The following is a 14,805-nucleotide window of genomic DNA, read 5'->3' as shown; positions in this document are numbered from 1 at the left end:
GGAAGGGGCTTCAGTAGTCCGTCAGGCAGGGAAAGGCATCGGTCATCGCCTGCATCATGGCGCTACCGTAGGGCTCCTCCGCCCACCAGGAATCGCCGGCTAGCTCTCTCAGGCGGGCGATCATCATGTCAGCCGCTTTGTTACGCTCGACCGGAATGCAGGCCGGCTCCGGATTGTTCGAGAGCTTCAGTCCCGACAGGATGAAGTCGTTCATATAGGCGCGGCAATCGTCGAGATAGTCGTCGCATTCGAGGATGAACGTCCGCAGCGAATCTTCCGCTGGTTCCTCCGCCTGCGCGCCGGCGAGCAGCCCGAAGAATGCGAGCACGCCGACGATTGATCCACAGACCGTCTTCATTTCCATCACTCCCCATACCGGCCCATGCCGGTTGGGAGAGCGTGAGCTTGTTGCCCGGGCGCGTCAAGATCGGGGCCGCACTCCTCAACTTTTCCAGTCTTACATGCAGCCGCAGCCGCCGATGTTGGTGGCGCCGTTCGGGTCGTAGGCGGCGGCGACGGAGCGGGCGGAGCTGGCGGCGGTGGCCGCGAAATCCGCTTTCGCCTTTTCGCGCATGGCGGCGTCGGTCATGAAGTCGATGGCGGTCATGGCGAGCGCCTTGGCGCCGTCGAGGCAGGCCTTGTCGCCCAACTCGGAGGCGGCCCATTTCGCGAATTCCGGATTGTGGATCACGACATGGGGCGGTGCGCAGGCGATCATCGGGTGGATCGAGGGTACGCGGTGGCTGACATTGCCCATGTCGGTGCTGCCGGAGGAACCGGCGGGCATTTTCGACAAGGGAAAGAAGTCGCGGCCGAGGGCGCGGGCATTCGCCTCATAGGCGTCGGCGATGGGCATGCTGGTCTTGAGGTCGAGATAATCGGCCTTGGCCCATTTGATTTCCGCCGTGCAGCCGGTCGCCAGCGCGCCCGCCTCGAAGCAGGCCTGGACGCGCGCCTTCAAGGGCGCGAGGTCTTCGGCGGAGGCGGCGCGGACATAGAAGAGGCCGGCGGTTTCGTCCGGCACGATGTTGGGCGCGCTGCCGCCTTTTTTTATGATGCCGTGGATGCGCTCGGTCGGCTTGATGTGCTGGCGGAGCTGGGCGATCGCCTGATAGGCGGTGATGAGGGCGTCGAGCGCGTTCAATCCCATATGCGGCATGGCGGAGGCATGCGCCGAGCGGCCGCGATAGGTGACGGCGACTTCCGAGACGCAGATGCAGGGCATGGTGACGAGATCGACGCCGGCCGGATGCACCATCATGGCCGCATCCAGTTTGTCGAAGGCGCCTTCCTGCGCCATCAGTTCCTTGCCGCCGCCCTGCTCCTCCGCCGGCGTGCCGAGATAGCGGACGCGGCCGGGAAGCTTCGCGCCCAGCTTCGCCAGCGCGAGCGAGGCGCCGAGGCCGGTGGTGGCGATGATGTTGTGGCCGCAGGAATGGCCGATGCCGGGGAGGGCGTCGTATTCGGAAAGGATCGCGACTTCGGGGCCGCGCTCACCGAAACTCGAGGCGTAAGCGGTCGGGAGGCCGAAGGCGCCGCGCGTGACGGGGAGGTTGGCCTTGTCGAGCGCGGCGGTGAGGATGCGCGCGGCCTCGTGCTCGTGGAAGGCGAGTTCGGGCTTCGAATGGATTTCGTGGCTGACCCCCAGAAGCTCGGCGGACATGGCGTCGATGGCGTCGCAGACTTCGCGCTTGAGAGCGGCGGCTTCGGTCATTTTTCGTCTCCCCGTTTTGACGAAGCGTAGACTGTTGCGGCATGGTTTTCCAGCCATGCGGCGGCGCTGGAATTCATGCGGAAGGGCGACATGGAATTTTTCGAATCCGACGGGTTGAGGCTGGCTTATTTCGCGGAGGGCGAGGGGACGCCGATCGTGCTGGCGCACGGGTTTGCGTCGACGCATCGGGTGAACTGGATCACGACGGGGTGGAGCCGGGCGCTGATGGAGGCGGGGTTTCGCGTCATCATGCCGGACATGCGGGGGCATGGGGAGAGCGACAAGCCGCATGAGGCGGAGGATTACACGCTTTCCGCGATGGCGGCGGACCTTGTGGCGCTGCTCGATCATCTAGGCGAGCCGGGCGCGGACCTTATGGGCTATTCGATGGGGGCGATGGTGGCGCTGGTCGCGGCGATGGAATGGCCGGACCGGTTCGACCGGGTGATCGCGGCGGGCGTGGGCGCGCGGCTGCTCGACCCGGAGCGCGATCCGGGGCCGGTGATCGAGGCGCTGCTGGCGGACGATCCGGCGAGCGTGACGGATGCGGGGGCGCGGATGTTCCGCGTGTTCGCGGACCAGAACGGACAGGACCGCGTGGCACTCGCGGCCTGCTTCGAGGCGGTGCGGGCGCCTTTTCCGGCGGAGGGACTTTCGCGGATTTCGCGGCCGGTGCTGGTGGTGGCGGGGGAGACGGACACACAGGCGGGTGCGGCGGGGGCGCTGGCGGCGCGGATACCTGGCGCGCGGGGCTTTACGGTGCCGAAGCGCGACCACATGAAGACGGTGGGGGACAGGGCTTACAAGGAGGCGGTGCTGAAGTTTCTGGAGGGGTGAGGGGCGTTCACGGCGCAGAAGTTCCACGCTTACCCCTCCCCGAAAAATTCTTCGCTGCGCTCGAATTTTGTCGACCCTCCCCCAAGGGGAGGGTGGGAAGAAAACGAAACCGCAGGAGGACGGACCCTACCGCGCGGTGAGCGGGGCAAACCCCAGGTGCATGCCGGCGTCGGTGATGAGGGTTTCGCCGGTGATGTGGTCGGAACCTTCGCCGCAGAAGAAGACGACGGCGGTGGCGATGTCTTCGGGCGTGCCGGCGCGGCGCAGCGGGGTCGATTCTTCCTGCTGGCGCTTGATGCCTTCGAAGGTTTGCGTGCCGAAGCGGTCCGAGAACCAGCGCGTGCCGATGAAACCGGGGCAGACGGCGTTGACGCGGATGACGGGTGCGAGCGAGCGGGCAAGCGAGAGCGTCATGGTGTTGAGCGCGCCCTTCGACGCCGCATAGGCGACGGAGGAGCCGATGCCGGTGACGCCTGCTATCGACGAGATGTTGACGACCGAGCCCTTGCCCGCCTGTTTCATGTGCGGCGCGCAGGCGCGGATCATCTGATAGGCGCCGACGACGTTCACTTTATATATCCAGAGGAAGTCCTCGGCGTTGAGTTCGTCGAGCTCGGCGTGGTTGGCGAATTTGGTGCCGCCGGCATTGTTGACCAGCACATCGACGCGGCCCCATTTGTCGACCGCGGCCTGCACGATGCGGCGGCAATCGGCGTCCTCGCCGACATCGCCCTGGGCGAGGATCGCCTCGACGCCCTTCGCCTCGCAGGCGGCGAGCGTCTCCTTCGCCTCGGCTTCGCTTTTCGTATAGTTGATGACGACGTTGCAGCCCTTGTCCGCGAGCTGCAGCGCGACGGCGGCACCGAGGCCCGTGGCCGAGCCTGTGACGATGGCAACCTTGTTCCTGAGCGCCGACATGAATTTCTCCCCTGAGTTCGGATTTGCGGGGAGTGTAGCGAGGCAGGCGGCCCGGCCCAACAGAAGATCGCGCGAAGCGCCGGATTACGACTGTTCGTCAGACGTTTCGGAGAGGCGGGTGGCGGAAGGCGGCGAGGATCAGCCGGTCGGTCAGCCTGTCGTGGCGGGCGGGCGGCACGTCGAGGTCGATGCTGACGAGATCGGCCGCGGGGTGGCGCGTGGCGCGGCCGCGCGCGAAACCCACGCCCGGCACGTCGAGCGCCACTTCGGCGCCCAGCGCGGGCAAGGGCGAGACCTCGACCACGGCGCCCGTGGCCGACATTTCATGAATGAGGCATTCGGCATCGACGCCGGCAAAGACGATCCGGCCCTCGATGCGCGTGGCGATGCGACGAAACCGGCGGCGCTCTTCGGGCGTTTTGTGTTCCAGTGGATTTTGCGACGGCTCAACCATGAGATCAGCCTTGAGACATGCCTCGTGCCCTGAAGCTAGGGGGGCAAGGTTGCCAAATGATTGCCGCCGCCCCATTTCATGCTCGCCGATCAACAAGGAGGTTCGTCATGGGACAATTGATGTCCGGCAAGGAGCATACGTCCGGCTATGAGAGCCATCCCGGCCATCTGTTGCGCCTGATGCCCGCCGGACGGCGCGTTCGCGTCCGCTTCAATGGCGAATTGCTGGCCGACAGCACGAGGGCGCTGGAGCTTTTCGAGGCGGAGTATGCGCCGGTCTTCTACCTGCCGCGGGACGACGTGAAAATGGACCTGCTGACGCCGACGGAGAGCGTGACCTGGTGCCCGTTCAAGGGCCAGGCGAGCTACTGGTCGATCGACGCGGCGGGAGCGGACGGGCAGGACGCCGTCTGGTCGTATGAGGACCCGTTCGTCGAGATGGCGGATCTGCAGAATTACATGTCGTTCTATCCGAACAAGGTGGAGATCGAGGTGGCGCCGGCCTGAGGCACGCGCTCAGGCCGGCGGCCCGTCACGCCGGCTTGCGCTGATCCTCCGGCAGGCTCGACAGGAAATCGCCGATCACCTTTTCGAAGTCGATGCGCTTGCCGAGCGTGGCCATCGGGCCTGCCGTCAGGGCGCCGTCGACGGCGATGGTCTGGCCGTTGACGAAAGTGGATTCGTCGCTGGCGAGGAAGAGCGCGGCGTTGGCGATGTCTTCCGGGAGGCCCGAGCGGGGCGTCGGCTGGATTTTCGCGAGATGCGTCTTCATGACTTCGGCGAACTGGTCTGCGACCTGCGTGCCGAGGCCGAGGCCGGCACCGAAGATCGAGGTGGCGATGCCGCCGGGGCAGATCGCGTTCGAGCGCACGAAATGGGGCGCGAGTTCGAGGGCGGCGCAGCGCGAGAAGTGATGCACGGCGGCCTTGCAGGCGGAATAGATCAAGGGGCCGTAGCCTGCCTGCAATCCGGCGACGGAGGCCGTCGAGATGATGGAGCCGGATTTCTGTGCCTTCATGTGGGGCACGGCATATTTGTAGCCGAGCACGACGCCCTTCAGCAGGACGCCGACGGTTTCGTCGAAACCGTTCATGTCGATTTCCTGAAGCTCGCCGCCGACGCCGCCATAGCCGGCGTTGTTGAAGAGGACATCCAGCTTGCCGAATTTCTTCACCGTGTGATCGACGAGATTTTTCACTTCGTCTTCATGCGCGACATTGGCGCGGCAATAGGAGAAGCTGTCTCCCAGCTCGCGCTCCATTGCCTCGCCCTTGTGATCCTGCAGGTCGGCGGCGACGACTTTCGCGCCTTCCTTCAGAAAGAGATCGACAGTGCCGCGGCCGATGCCGCTTGTGCCGCCGGTGATGATGGCGACCTTGCCGTCGAGACGTCCCATGATGTTTCTCCCTGTTTCAGTTTTTGATTTTTCTGTCGTTTGTATTTCTGCGTTCATGTTAGCGGCCACCCTCCCCCTGTGGGAGGGTCAAACCGCTGCAAGCGGTTTGGGGAGGGGGCTCTGCGTTACGGAGTGGTTTGCGTTTGATTATGCGCAGAGGTTCCTCGCTTACCCCTCCCCGAAAAATCTTCGCTTCGCTGCAATTTTTCGACCCTCCCACAGGGGGAGGGTGGGAAGAGGAGGCCTATTTTCCTTTGAATACCGGCTTTCTTTTTTCCATGAAGGCGGCACGGCCTTCCTTGTAGTCGTCGCTGGCGAAGCAGCGGGCGATGAGGGCGTCGCATTTCGCGGCGTCGAAATTGCCCGGTGCTTTCGTGAATTCGTCCACGACCTGTTTCGCGGTGCCGACGGTAAGCGGCGCGTTTTCGGCGATGGTCGTGCAATAGTCGCGGGTGAAATTTTCCAGTGCTTCCTTCGTCGTCACGCGATTGACGAGGCCCATGGCGAGCGCTTCGTCGCAGGTGAAGCGGCGGGCGGTGTAGAAGATTTCCTTGGCGAAGGAGGGGCCGACGACATGCACAAGGCGGCCGGTGCCGCCCGCACCGTAGGCGAGGCCGAGCTTGGCGGCAGGAATGCCGAAGGTGGAGCCGTCGGCGGCGATGCGCAGGTCGCAGGAGAGGGCGATGCCGAGGCCGCCGCCGATGCAGTAGCCGTCGATCATGGCGATGGTGGGCTTCGAGGCGTTGGAGATGCCGTCGAAGGCGATTTCCGTTGCCGTTTCGTAGGCGAGGATGCCTTCGGCCGAGGAGCGACTTTCGCCGAATTGCGAGATGTCCGCGCCGGCGACGAAGGCACGGTCGCCCGCGCCCTTCAGGACGATGACGCGGATCTCATCGTCATGCTCGAAGGCGGAGAGGATTTCCGGTACGGCCTGCCACATGTCGAGGCTGACGGCGTTCAGGCGTTCGGGATTGTTGAAGATCATCCAGCCGATCGCGCCGTCTTTCGCCGCGATCATTTTCGGGGTGGGGGAGGAGATGGACAAGAGGCTGTTCCCGGATCAGATGTTTCGCTGCTGTCTGGGATACAGGCGGGGCGGGATGCTGGCAACCAAGCAAAATGCAGCGTCACCCCCGGGGGTTGTTCCCGGGGCCCCTATGCGACCGCGGCAAGAGGAAAAGCGAATGGGCCCCGGCTTTCGCCGGGGTGACACTTATTTTTTGAGTCGATGCCTGTGCCTCAAACCGGGGCGACGTATTCGAGTTGGGGGTCGCGGACGGGGGGGAGGTGGTCCTTCAGGTCGGCGAGGAGATCGGATTTCAGCTTGGCGTAGGCCGGGTCGTTCCAGAGGTTGCGGTGTTGGCGCGGGTCGTTGGCGTGGTCGTAGAGTTCGCCTTCGCTGCCGTCATAGATCGTGCCGGGGAGATAGGCCGTGATGGTGTAGCCGTCGCGATAGATGGTGCGCAGGCCGACGGTGGTGCCGTCGACATGTTTGCAGTCCCATTCGGTGAAGACGCGTTCGCGGCCCTGTTTCTCGCCTTCGGCATCGGTTTTCGGCATCGGTTTTCCCTGCATCCATTCGGGCACGGGGAGGCCGGCGATTTCGCAGAAAGTGGGCGCGAGGTCGACCTGGCCGACGGGTTTTTCGACGGCGGCGGGCGCGACTTTCGCGGATTTTGCGGGACGCCAGATCATGGGGAGGCGCATCAGCGCGTCGACGTGATAGGGGCCCTTGAAGAGCAGGCCGAACTCGCCCTGGAATTCGCCGTGGTCGGTGGTGAAGACGACATCGACATCGTCGCCCCAGCCGCGCTTTTCGACATAGGCCATGACTTTCGCGATCGCCTCGTCGATCAGCTCGTTTTCGACATGGGTGAAGGCGTTGATCTCCTGCACCTGATCGGCGGTCATGTCCCTGGCGCGGAACTCGGGCGGGGCTTCGTAATTGGTTACGCGCTCGCCGGTGTACCATTCCATCCAGTGGCGCGGCTTGTCCGCGAGTATGGCTTCGATCTTTTCCTTCGAGCCCGGATAGAATTCCGGCAGCGGCGTTTCGCGCCAGGGGTGGCGCTTCAGTTCCGACTGCGGCGGATCCCAGGGGTGGTGCGGATCGGGAAAGCTCATCCAGCAGAACCAGTCGTCGCCCGCGCCGACGGAGGCGAGCCAGTCGATGGTGCGGTCGGCGACCCAGTCGGTGTGGTAGTGCTCGCGCGAGACCTTGTTGAAGTGGAGCTGGCAGCCGCCGGTCTCGCCGCCGCCGGCCGCGTTCACCTGAAACTTGTCGTTGAGGTTCTGGTAGAAATAATCGAGCGCCTCGGGGTCATTCTTCTTCATCCATTCGTTGTAGTGGAGGATGAGCGGCGAATGGGTGGCGAGGTCCATGTAGTCGAAGCCGCGATGCGGACCGTGCTCGCCGCGCCGGGCCATCTGGCTTTCGTAGAATTGCTGGTGGAGATCGAGGAAGGGCTCGAAATGCGCCTTGCCGATCAGCGCCGTCTTGTAGCCGCCTTTTTCGTTGAGGTATTGCGCGACGGAGGGCGCATCGACGGGGAGCGGCACGCCGTTCATCCAGACGCCATGCGTCGAGACATATTGCCCGGTGATAATGGTGGAGCGGGCGGGCATGCAGACGACGTTCTGGTTATGCGCGCGGGTATAGTTGATGCCGGTGGCCGCGAGCGCGTCGATGGCGGGCGTGCGCGCGACCTTCTGACCGTTCGCGCCGATGGCGTCGAAGCGCATCTGGTCTGTCGTGATGAAGAGAATTTTCCGGCCCATGCGTATCTCCTGCGTGGGCTTCGCTCGCCCGCGTCACATTAATGTTATTCATTATGTTAGAGGGGGAGGTGGCTATCCGGCAAGCGTGACGACGCAACCGAAGATCAGCCGCACCAGCCTTTGCGGGGGCCGCCATGATATTCGCGGGCGAGCCCCTGGGCGATGAGAGCATCAGCCACATTCACGCCGTCTATGCGAACATACGCAAGGGTTCGGCCATAGCGGTCCAACCCCCGCCGTTCGATTTCAATTTCGCCCCGAAGAACCAGGTTTTGCAGCGCTTCTTTCGCAATACTCGCGGCCAGCGCCTCCTCCCGGCATCGCGAGAGCTTGCCGTATTCCGGGGTATCCAGACCGAGTATGCGAATACGCTCATCATTCACGTGAATAGTATCGCCGTCATAAACATAAACCCGGTCGCCAAGCGCTGCTGGAACAACGGGATAGCGTTCGACGGTGAGGGCAAGCATGGCGGCGAGAAGGAAGGGCAGGGCGACGAAGCCTGCGTAGCGGGGCACAAGGGAGAGAAGCAGCCGCAGCGATATGTTGCGGCCGGGTTTTGCCTGACGGAAATGCTTCCGGCGTGCCGATGGAGAGAAGGGGACGATCTGCGCCATTGCCGCAGCTCCCGTCTCAGACGCGGATATCGAGCCGCGTGCCGGTGCCGGGCGGGGCGCTGGCGGTGAGTTTGGCGGCGGTCTCGGCGGATTCCGCGATCATCTCGACGAGCGCAATGTCCTGGCTGTGGCCGGCCTTCAGCATGGCCGTCTGCATGGCCAGTTGAAGCTGGCTCTGCTGGCTGGCGACGGCTGCGGCGGCGATGTTCGATGTGGACATGGAGGCCCGGGACATGAGGCGGATTTCATGTCGAGCCTAACGGGCGCCGCTTAATGCTTTCTTTCGCGGCCGTCCCGGAACGGGTCAGCCGCCGTCTTCGCCCTTCAGAAAGCGCGTCATGGCAGGGAGCGCGTCGCGGTCCTGCAGCATGAAGAGGTGGCCGCCTTCGAAGAAGCGGAGCTCAGCGCCGCGGATGCGCGAGGCCATTTTTTCCTGCGTTTCGGGGAGCGCGATGCCGTCGTATTTGCCGGCGCAGATGAGGGTGGGGCAGCGGATCCGGCCGAGCCGGTCCCATGTGTCGTGCGCGGCACGGGCTTCGAGCTGGCGGCGCTGGCCCATCTCGTGGCCGGGTTCGTCCGTATACGGATCGGCGGCCGCCATGGCAACGAGCGTCTCGTATGTCCCGGAATGGGCTTTCGCCCATTCGTCATCATGGCGCGTATCGGAAATCGGGATCATGTGACGGGCGCGCTCATCCCGGCTCATATGCGCCAGAGTGTGGAGCGGGTAGGAGGCGCCGCCCGAGCCACCGGGGGAGGTGCAGGCGAGGACGAGGCCTTCCACGACATGCGGGTGATTGATCGCGAGCTCCTGCGCGACCATGCCGCCGAAGGAGACCCCGATGACGAGGGCGGAGCCCCAGCCGATCGCGGCCATGAGGCCGACGGCATCCTCGGCATATTGGCTCATGCTGTAGGGGGCGTCCGGCTTCGAGGTCCGGCCGAGGCCGCGCTGATCGTAGGCCAGCATGTCGAAGGATTTGGGGAAGGGGCCGTCCAGCACGTTGGGCCGGTTGCGGAGGTCGCCGCCCGTGCCGGAAATGAACAGGAGGCGGGGGCCGGAGCCCATGCGCTCGTAAAAAATGTCGATGTCGCCCGCCTTGGCGAATGGCATGGTCCGCGCTCCCTGTTGCTTTCGGGAAGATTAACACAGGGGCCGAGAGGGTTCCGCCATTGAACTCGCAAGGGGCGGTTCTATGTATTAAGCTCTTGTAAGCTGGCCCATGCTCTTTTGTGGGCTGTCCGCCGTCGCGGCTTGTCACATTCCCCGGAAGGGAGCGGGCAGGCCCGGAAGGGAAGGAGCGGGGTCATGTCGAAGCCGGTCGAGAAGAATCAGGGGCTATCGCTTTGCGATCCCGTGTGGGAGCGCGTGCGCACCGAGGCCGAGGAGATGGCCGCGGGCGAACCCATCCTCGCCAGCTTCCTCTATTCCACCATCCTCAATCACCGGAACCTGAACGACGCGGTCGCCTATCATCTGGCGCAGAAGCTCGGGAACACGGAAGTGCATTCGATGCAGCTTCGCGAGCTGTTCGACGAGGCGCTGACGGAGGCGTCCGACATCGGCGAGTCGACGCGGGCCGACATCGTCGCCTATTACGACCGCGATCCCGCCTGCCATTCCTACATCCAGCCGCTGCTCTATTTCAAAGGCTTCCATGCGCTGCAGGGCTACCGCGTTGCGCATTGGCTGTGGAACAAGGGCCGCCGCGCGATGGCGCTCTACCTGCAGAGCCGCATTTCCGAACTCTTCGCCGTCGACATCCATCCCGCCGCAAGGCTCGGCCGGGGCATCTTCATCGACCATGCGACCGGCATCGTGATCGGCGAGACGGCGGTGGTGGAAGACGATGTGTCGATGCTGCACGACGTGACGCTGGGCGGCACGGGCAAGGAGACGGGCGACCGCCATCCGAAGGTGCGGCGCGGCGTGCTCATCTCGGTCGGTTCCAAGGTGCTCGGCAATATCGAGATCGGCGAATACAGCCGCATCGGTGCCGGCAGCGTGGTGCTGCATGAGGTGCCGCCGCATTGCACGGCTGTCGGTGTGCCGGCGAAGATCGTCGGTTGCGCGGGTTGCGACAAGCCGAGCCATTCGATGGATCACATGATCCGCGACGAAGAAGGCCCTATCTCCGACTGAGGCCGGCGCGTCAGGGCAACCTGTCTTTCATGGCATAGAAGATCATGCCGGCGACGAGTGCCGGATAGCGGAGCCATGTGCCGCCCGGAAACTTCGGCGTCTTGAGGTTCGCCATCCAGTCGAAGCGTTCGGCCTGTCCGGCGACGGCTTCGGCGATCAGCTTGCCGCCCAGCGTGGCGATGTTGATGCCCTGGCCGGAATAGCCATGCGCGAAAACCACGTTGGGTGCGAGGCGGCCGAAATGCGGCAGGCGCTTCAGCGTGATCGCGACGGCGCCGGACCAGGCATAGTCGATGCGCTTGTCCTGGAGTTGCGGGAAGACACGCAGCATCGGCTTTTTCACGAAGGATGCGAGGTCGGCGGGGAGCGAGGGCGAATAGCTTTCGCCGCCGCCGAAGAGCAGGCGGCCGTCCGCCGTGAGGCGGTAATAGTCGATGACGAATTTCGTGTCCTGCACGCAGACGTCGTCGCGGATGAGCCGGCGCGCTTCGTTGCCGAGGGGTTCGGTCGTGGCGATGAAATTGTTGATCGGCATCATGTAACCGGCGACGCGCGGCTCCAGCATGCCGAGATAGGCGTTGCAGGCCAGCACGACATGGCGCGCGCGCACCGCGCCATGCGCCGTCTTCACGTTCGCCGGATCGGTATGCGTCACGTCCAGCACGCGGGTTTCCTCGTAGATGCGGACGCCTTTTTCGCGGGCGGCGCGGGCGAGGCCGAGCGCATAGTTCAGCGAATGGAGGTGGGCGCCGTTCGTATCGAGAATGCCGCCGTGATAGCAGTCCGTCGCCAGCATTTCGTGCATTTCGTCGCGCGGGACGTAGCGCGCCTTGTCATAGCCGTAATGCGTATTGAGGTAGTCGACTTCGGATTTGAGCCAGGTGGCACAGCTCTTTTTCCAGCCGGCCTGCAGGAGGCCGGGTTTCAGGTCGCAGTCGATCTCGTGTCGCGCGATCAGATGTTTGACGAGGGCATTGCTTTCGAGGCCGAGGTCCCAGAGGCGGCGTGCCCATTCCTTGCCGAGCATCTTCTCCAGCGAACGCTGGTCCTTGCGCTGCCCGGTACCGAGCTGTCCGCCGTTGCGGCCCGACGCGCCCCAGCCGACGCGCTCCGCTTCCAGCACGACGACCGAGAAGCCGCGTTCGGCGAGATGCAGCGCGGCGGAGAGGCCGGTATAGCCCGCGCCGACGACGCAGACATCCGCCGTCTCGTCGCCGTTCAGGGAGACGAGCGGCTGCGTGTCGTTCGCCGTGGCGGCGTAGTAGGAGGGCGGATAAGCCATGCGCTCAGTCTATCCCGATTTTCTCGTCCTTGCGGCTGTCGGCATAGATGTCGCAAAGATCGAGGCAGGCTTCGAAGGGCGCGCTGTCGCGGATGTATTCGAGCGCGTCGTCGTCCTGCCATTCGCTGCGGAAGATCACCTTGCCGTCCTTGTCCTCGACGCTGGAGCGCAGGAAGCCGCGCGGCGGGTTGCGGTCGAACTCGCGTTCCTTGAAGGCGCGGAGCTGCGTCAGGATATGGTCGGCTTGCGAGGTTTCGAAGGTAATCAGCAGGGCGACAGGCATCGGTACTCCTCATCTATACCCGAACGGGCGGGGGATTCATGGGGCCGTTCTATATCATACGGGTGCGGCGCTTTCGCGCTTTGCGGGCAGGGATTGGCGCGGCAGAATGGCGCCCAACAAACATAAACATAAGGGAGGAAGCCGAAAATGGCTCGCATGCAGGGTAAGGTTGCCATCGTCACGGGCGCGGCAAAGGGTATCGGGGCGGCGACCGCCAAGGCGCTGGCGCGCGAGGGCGCGAAGGTCGTCTGCAGCGATTTCGACGCGGAGAACGGCCAGGCCGTCGCCGACGAGATCGCGGGCGCGGGCGGGACGGCGACCTTCTTCCGGCACGACGTGACCGACGAGGCGCAGTGGGAAGCCGTGGTGAAGCTGGCCGAGGAGAAATTCGGCGGGCTTCATGTGGTCGTCAACAATGCGGGCATTGCGCCGGAGGGCGGGCCTATCGAGGAGAAGACGCTGGCTTCTTGGCGGCGCACCATCGAGGTCGATCTCGACAGCGTGTTCCTCGGCTGCAAGCACGCCATCCGCACAATCAAGAAATACACGGCGAAGGGCGGCGCGGGCGGCTCCATTATCAATATCTCATCGATCCTCGGCCTTGTCGGCCAGCCGAACGCGAGCGACTACAACGCGGCGAAAGGCGGCGTGCGGCTGCTGACGAAATCGGCGGCGCTCGAATGCGCGGAGGCCGGCTACAACATTCGCGTCAATTCCGTGCATCCCGGCTATATCGACACGCCGATGGTGAAGGATGCGCTCAATCGTGGCGTCGTCGCGGGCGCGGCGGTGGGGCCGAACGAGATGCGCGATCTTCTCATCATGCTGCATCCGATCGGACGGCTGGGCATTGCGGATGAAATTGCCAATGCGATCCTGTTCCTGTCGAGCGACGAGTCGACCTTCATGACGGGATCGGAAATCGTCGTGGATGGCGGGTATACGACCCGCTAGCGGGGCGCCAATACGACGTGGTTGCTCTCGGCCGGCGTGCGCGCCTCATTTACGCGCTCGCCGCGCTGCGAGAGCGCAATCAGCGCGCCAACGGTCAGCACGACCGCGAAGACCGTCAGCCATTTCCGCATGCGCTCCGACATTCCGCTCTCCCGATGCTCCCCAGCAAGGTCACGACGGTGACATGAGCGGGGAAAGCGGGCTATTGGACGAACCGCCGCAGGCCGGAACCGGCAGGAGGCCGGGTTTACAGGGCCCGCGTCAAATGGTTACAACCTCTGACGTAGCCGGCGGCCGGAAGCCTCAAGCCCCTTTCAGGGCCTCCATTTCAGGCTGATTTTCATTACGCGATGACGGGAGAGCTTCTTGGACAAGACCGAAATCAAACGCATCGAGGCCTATCTGCGCCGGAAATTCCAACTGCCCTCGATCTCGGTGCGGCAGCGGCCCCAGAAGGACGATTCGGCGGAAGTGAATATCGGCGACGAGTTCATCGGCGTCATCTTCAAGGATGTCGACGAGGGCGAGACGTCCTATGCCTTCAACATGGCGATCCTGGATATCGACCTGGAGGAGTAGGGTCAGTCGAGAATGGTGCCCTGCAGGTCGTCGGTCGGTTCTATCGTCTCGAAACCGGCGACGAGGGCCGTCAGGGCCTGGTCGATTTCGTACCATTCGTCCAGATGATCCCGCTTGTAGCGGTAGCTCAGTTCCAGCTCCGGTCCGAGCAGCAGCGATCTTGAGCAATTCGGGCTCTCGACCAGCGGCCCGGCGCGGTCGCAGACGATCAGCACCATCCGCTCTTCCTTGTCCTTGCCGACCAGAAGGTCCTGATTGGCGTAGCCGGTATTGGCGCGGAAGGTGAAGAGTTGCAGGCCGGCGGGGCCCGCTTTGGGCTCCATCGTCTCCAGATATTTGGAATAGATGTCCTTGAGGCGGCGGGCGGCATTCAACGGGGTGGCGGTTTCGCTCAGCGAGAAGAAGATGACGTCGGATTCAGCCGAATGGTCGCCGAATTCCTCCTGGAGGCCGGTTTCGTAGGGGCGGAGGCCGGGCAGCAGAGCGTGCATATCGACCTGCGAGCGGCGGCCACCGCCGCGCTGGCTCGGATAGCGCGTGTAATGTTCCGGGATCAGGAAGCGCGTATCGCCGACGATGGCTTCGATGCGACTGGCGCGCTCGCTGGCGCGGGGATCGAGGCCGAGCAACTCGGCCGGCGTCGGACCGAAATAGTAATAGAGAAACGCGCCCGAGAAGGTCAGTACGCCGACGAACACGAGGGCGGGGATGATCCATGCCGGGCGCTCGCGGACGAGTTCGTCGTCCGCCTGTCCCGATCTTCCCCGATTTCGACTGCCCCGCGCCAAGGCGCTTTCCTTCCCATGGTCTGCCGGGCCTGTTTCCAATTGGCACAGGGCCGGCGCAAACCG

The 14,805-nt window shown here is 64.2% G+C and carries 19 protein-coding genes; 5 read left to right on the top strand and 14 right to left on the bottom strand.

Features of this window, described 5'->3' with window-relative positions; all coding sequences use genetic code 11:
- Nucleotides 1-10: 10 nt before the first annotated feature.
- Together Q8S60_RS16530 and Q8S60_RS16525 are read right to left on the bottom strand one after the other, a co-directional pair.
- Nucleotides 11-358, bottom strand: coding sequence for a hypothetical protein (locus tag Q8S60_RS16530; protein ID WP_305276664.1), 348 nt, complete (start codon nucleotides 356-358; stop codon nucleotides 11-13).
- A 99-nt stretch (nucleotides 359-457) separates the two neighbouring features.
- Nucleotides 458-1,714 (bottom strand): M20 family metallopeptidase, encoded by a 1,257-nt coding sequence (locus tag Q8S60_RS16525; RefSeq protein WP_305276665.1) that lies wholly within the window; start codon nucleotides 1,712-1,714, stop codon nucleotides 458-460.
- Nucleotides 1,715-1,789: 75 nt separating this feature from the next.
- Between Q8S60_RS16525 and Q8S60_RS16520 the strand changes: the two genes are divergently transcribed.
- Nucleotides 1,790-2,551 carry an alpha/beta fold hydrolase gene (locus tag Q8S60_RS16520; protein WP_305668727.1) on the top strand — a complete coding sequence of 254 codons (762 nt, stop codon included), beginning with the start codon at nucleotides 1,790-1,792 and terminating at the stop codon, nucleotides 2,549-2,551.
- Nucleotides 2,552-2,677: 126 nt separating this feature from the next.
- Here the strand turns inward: Q8S60_RS16520 and Q8S60_RS16515 are convergent, their stop codons facing one another.
- On the bottom strand, nucleotides 2,678-3,469 hold the full coding sequence (locus tag Q8S60_RS16515; protein WP_305276667.1) for an SDR family NAD(P)-dependent oxidoreductase: 792 nt from the start codon (nucleotides 3,467-3,469) through the stop codon (nucleotides 2,678-2,680).
- A 97-nt stretch (nucleotides 3,470-3,566) separates the two neighbouring features.
- Nucleotides 3,567-3,923 carry a PilZ domain-containing protein gene (locus Q8S60_RS16510; protein WP_305276668.1) on the bottom strand — a complete coding sequence of 119 codons (357 nt, stop codon included), beginning with the start codon at nucleotides 3,921-3,923 and terminating at the stop codon, nucleotides 3,567-3,569.
- Between the two features lie 107 nt (nucleotides 3,924-4,030).
- Here Q8S60_RS16510 and Q8S60_RS16505 point away from each other — a divergent pair, with 107 nt between their 5' ends.
- Nucleotides 4,031-4,429, top strand: coding sequence for a DUF427 domain-containing protein (locus Q8S60_RS16505; protein WP_305276669.1), 399 nt, complete (start codon nucleotides 4,031-4,033; stop codon nucleotides 4,427-4,429).
- 25 nt (nucleotides 4,430-4,454) lie between these two features.
- On the opposite strand, the gene Q8S60_RS16500 is transcribed toward Q8S60_RS16505, so the two are convergent.
- The 6 genes from Q8S60_RS16500 to Q8S60_RS16475 form a co-directional block, all read right to left on the bottom strand.
- On the bottom strand, nucleotides 4,455-5,318 hold the full coding sequence (locus tag Q8S60_RS16500; RefSeq protein WP_305276670.1) for an SDR family NAD(P)-dependent oxidoreductase: 864 nt from the start codon (nucleotides 5,316-5,318) through the stop codon (nucleotides 4,455-4,457).
- Nucleotides 5,319-5,562: 244 nt separating this feature from the next.
- Nucleotides 5,563-6,363, bottom strand: a complete 801-nt coding sequence (locus Q8S60_RS16495) for an enoyl-CoA hydratase (RefSeq protein ID WP_305276671.1) — start codon at nucleotides 6,361-6,363, stop codon at nucleotides 5,563-5,565.
- A 194-nt stretch (nucleotides 6,364-6,557) separates the two neighbouring features.
- Nucleotides 6,558-8,096: a sulfatase gene (locus tag Q8S60_RS16490; RefSeq protein ID WP_305276672.1), complete on the bottom strand. Its 1,539-nt coding sequence runs from the start codon at nucleotides 8,094-8,096 to the stop codon at nucleotides 6,558-6,560.
- A gap of 104 nt (nucleotides 8,097-8,200) precedes the next feature.
- A complete protein-coding gene (locus Q8S60_RS16485; RefSeq protein ID WP_305276673.1) occupies nucleotides 8,201-8,713 on the bottom strand; it encodes a thermonuclease family protein in 513 nt (170 codons plus the stop codon).
- 16 nt (nucleotides 8,714-8,729) lie between these two features.
- Nucleotides 8,730-8,933: a hypothetical protein gene (locus tag Q8S60_RS16480; protein ID WP_305276674.1), complete on the bottom strand. Its 204-nt coding sequence runs from the start codon at nucleotides 8,931-8,933 to the stop codon at nucleotides 8,730-8,732.
- 84 nt (nucleotides 8,934-9,017) lie between these two features.
- Entirely contained in the window at nucleotides 9,018-9,827 is an 810-nt protein-coding gene (locus tag Q8S60_RS16475) for an alpha/beta fold hydrolase (RefSeq protein ID WP_305276675.1), read from the bottom strand.
- Between the two features lie 195 nt (nucleotides 9,828-10,022).
- On the opposite strand from Q8S60_RS16475, the gene cysE reads away from it, so the two are divergent.
- A complete protein-coding gene (cysE, locus tag Q8S60_RS16470; protein WP_305276676.1) occupies nucleotides 10,023-10,856 on the top strand; it encodes a serine O-acetyltransferase in 834 nt (277 codons plus the stop codon).
- A gap of 10 nt (nucleotides 10,857-10,866) precedes the next feature.
- On the opposite strand, the gene Q8S60_RS16465 is transcribed toward cysE, so the two are convergent.
- Both Q8S60_RS16465 and Q8S60_RS16460 read right to left on the bottom strand, forming a co-directional pair.
- Nucleotides 10,867-12,138, bottom strand: coding sequence for an FAD-binding oxidoreductase (locus tag Q8S60_RS16465; RefSeq protein ID WP_305276677.1), 1,272 nt, complete (start codon nucleotides 12,136-12,138; stop codon nucleotides 10,867-10,869).
- Nucleotides 12,139-12,142: 4 nt separating this feature from the next.
- Nucleotides 12,143-12,421, bottom strand: a complete 279-nt coding sequence (locus Q8S60_RS16460; RefSeq protein WP_305276678.1) for a hypothetical protein — start codon at nucleotides 12,419-12,421, stop codon at nucleotides 12,143-12,145.
- 147 nt (nucleotides 12,422-12,568) lie between these two features.
- On the opposite strand from Q8S60_RS16460, the gene Q8S60_RS16455 reads away from it, so the two are divergent.
- Entirely contained in the window at nucleotides 12,569-13,375 is an 807-nt protein-coding gene (locus tag Q8S60_RS16455; RefSeq protein WP_305276679.1) for a glucose 1-dehydrogenase, read from the top strand.
- Here Q8S60_RS16455 and Q8S60_RS16450 read toward each other — a convergent pair.
- Nucleotides 13,372-13,518: a hypothetical protein gene (locus tag Q8S60_RS16450; protein WP_305276680.1), complete on the bottom strand. Its 147-nt coding sequence runs from the start codon at nucleotides 13,516-13,518 to the stop codon at nucleotides 13,372-13,374. The genes Q8S60_RS16455 and Q8S60_RS16450 overlap by 4 nt on opposite strands.
- A gap of 223 nt (nucleotides 13,519-13,741) precedes the next feature.
- Here Q8S60_RS16450 and Q8S60_RS16445 point away from each other — a divergent pair, with 223 nt between their 5' ends.
- On the top strand, nucleotides 13,742-13,954 hold the full coding sequence (locus tag Q8S60_RS16445; protein WP_305276681.1) for a DUF3126 family protein: 213 nt from the start codon (nucleotides 13,742-13,744) through the stop codon (nucleotides 13,952-13,954).
- A gap of 2 nt (nucleotides 13,955-13,956) precedes the next feature.
- Here Q8S60_RS16445 and Q8S60_RS16440 read toward each other — a convergent pair whose 3' ends face one another.
- The gene (locus tag Q8S60_RS16440) at nucleotides 13,957-14,742 is read right to left on the bottom strand and encodes a hypothetical protein (protein WP_305276682.1); all 786 of its coding nucleotides are present in this window, start codon (nucleotides 14,740-14,742) and stop codon (nucleotides 13,957-13,959) included.
- Nucleotides 14,743-14,805: the final 63 nt, after the last annotated feature.

The organism is Parvibaculum sp. (assembly GCF_030694575.1).
In the GTDB taxonomy this organism is placed as follows: Bacteria; Pseudomonadota; Alphaproteobacteria; order Parvibaculales; family Parvibaculaceae; genus Parvibaculum.
The sequence above is the reverse complement of the archived record's forward strand: the minus strand, read 5'-3'. Positions and strand labels throughout refer to the sequence as shown.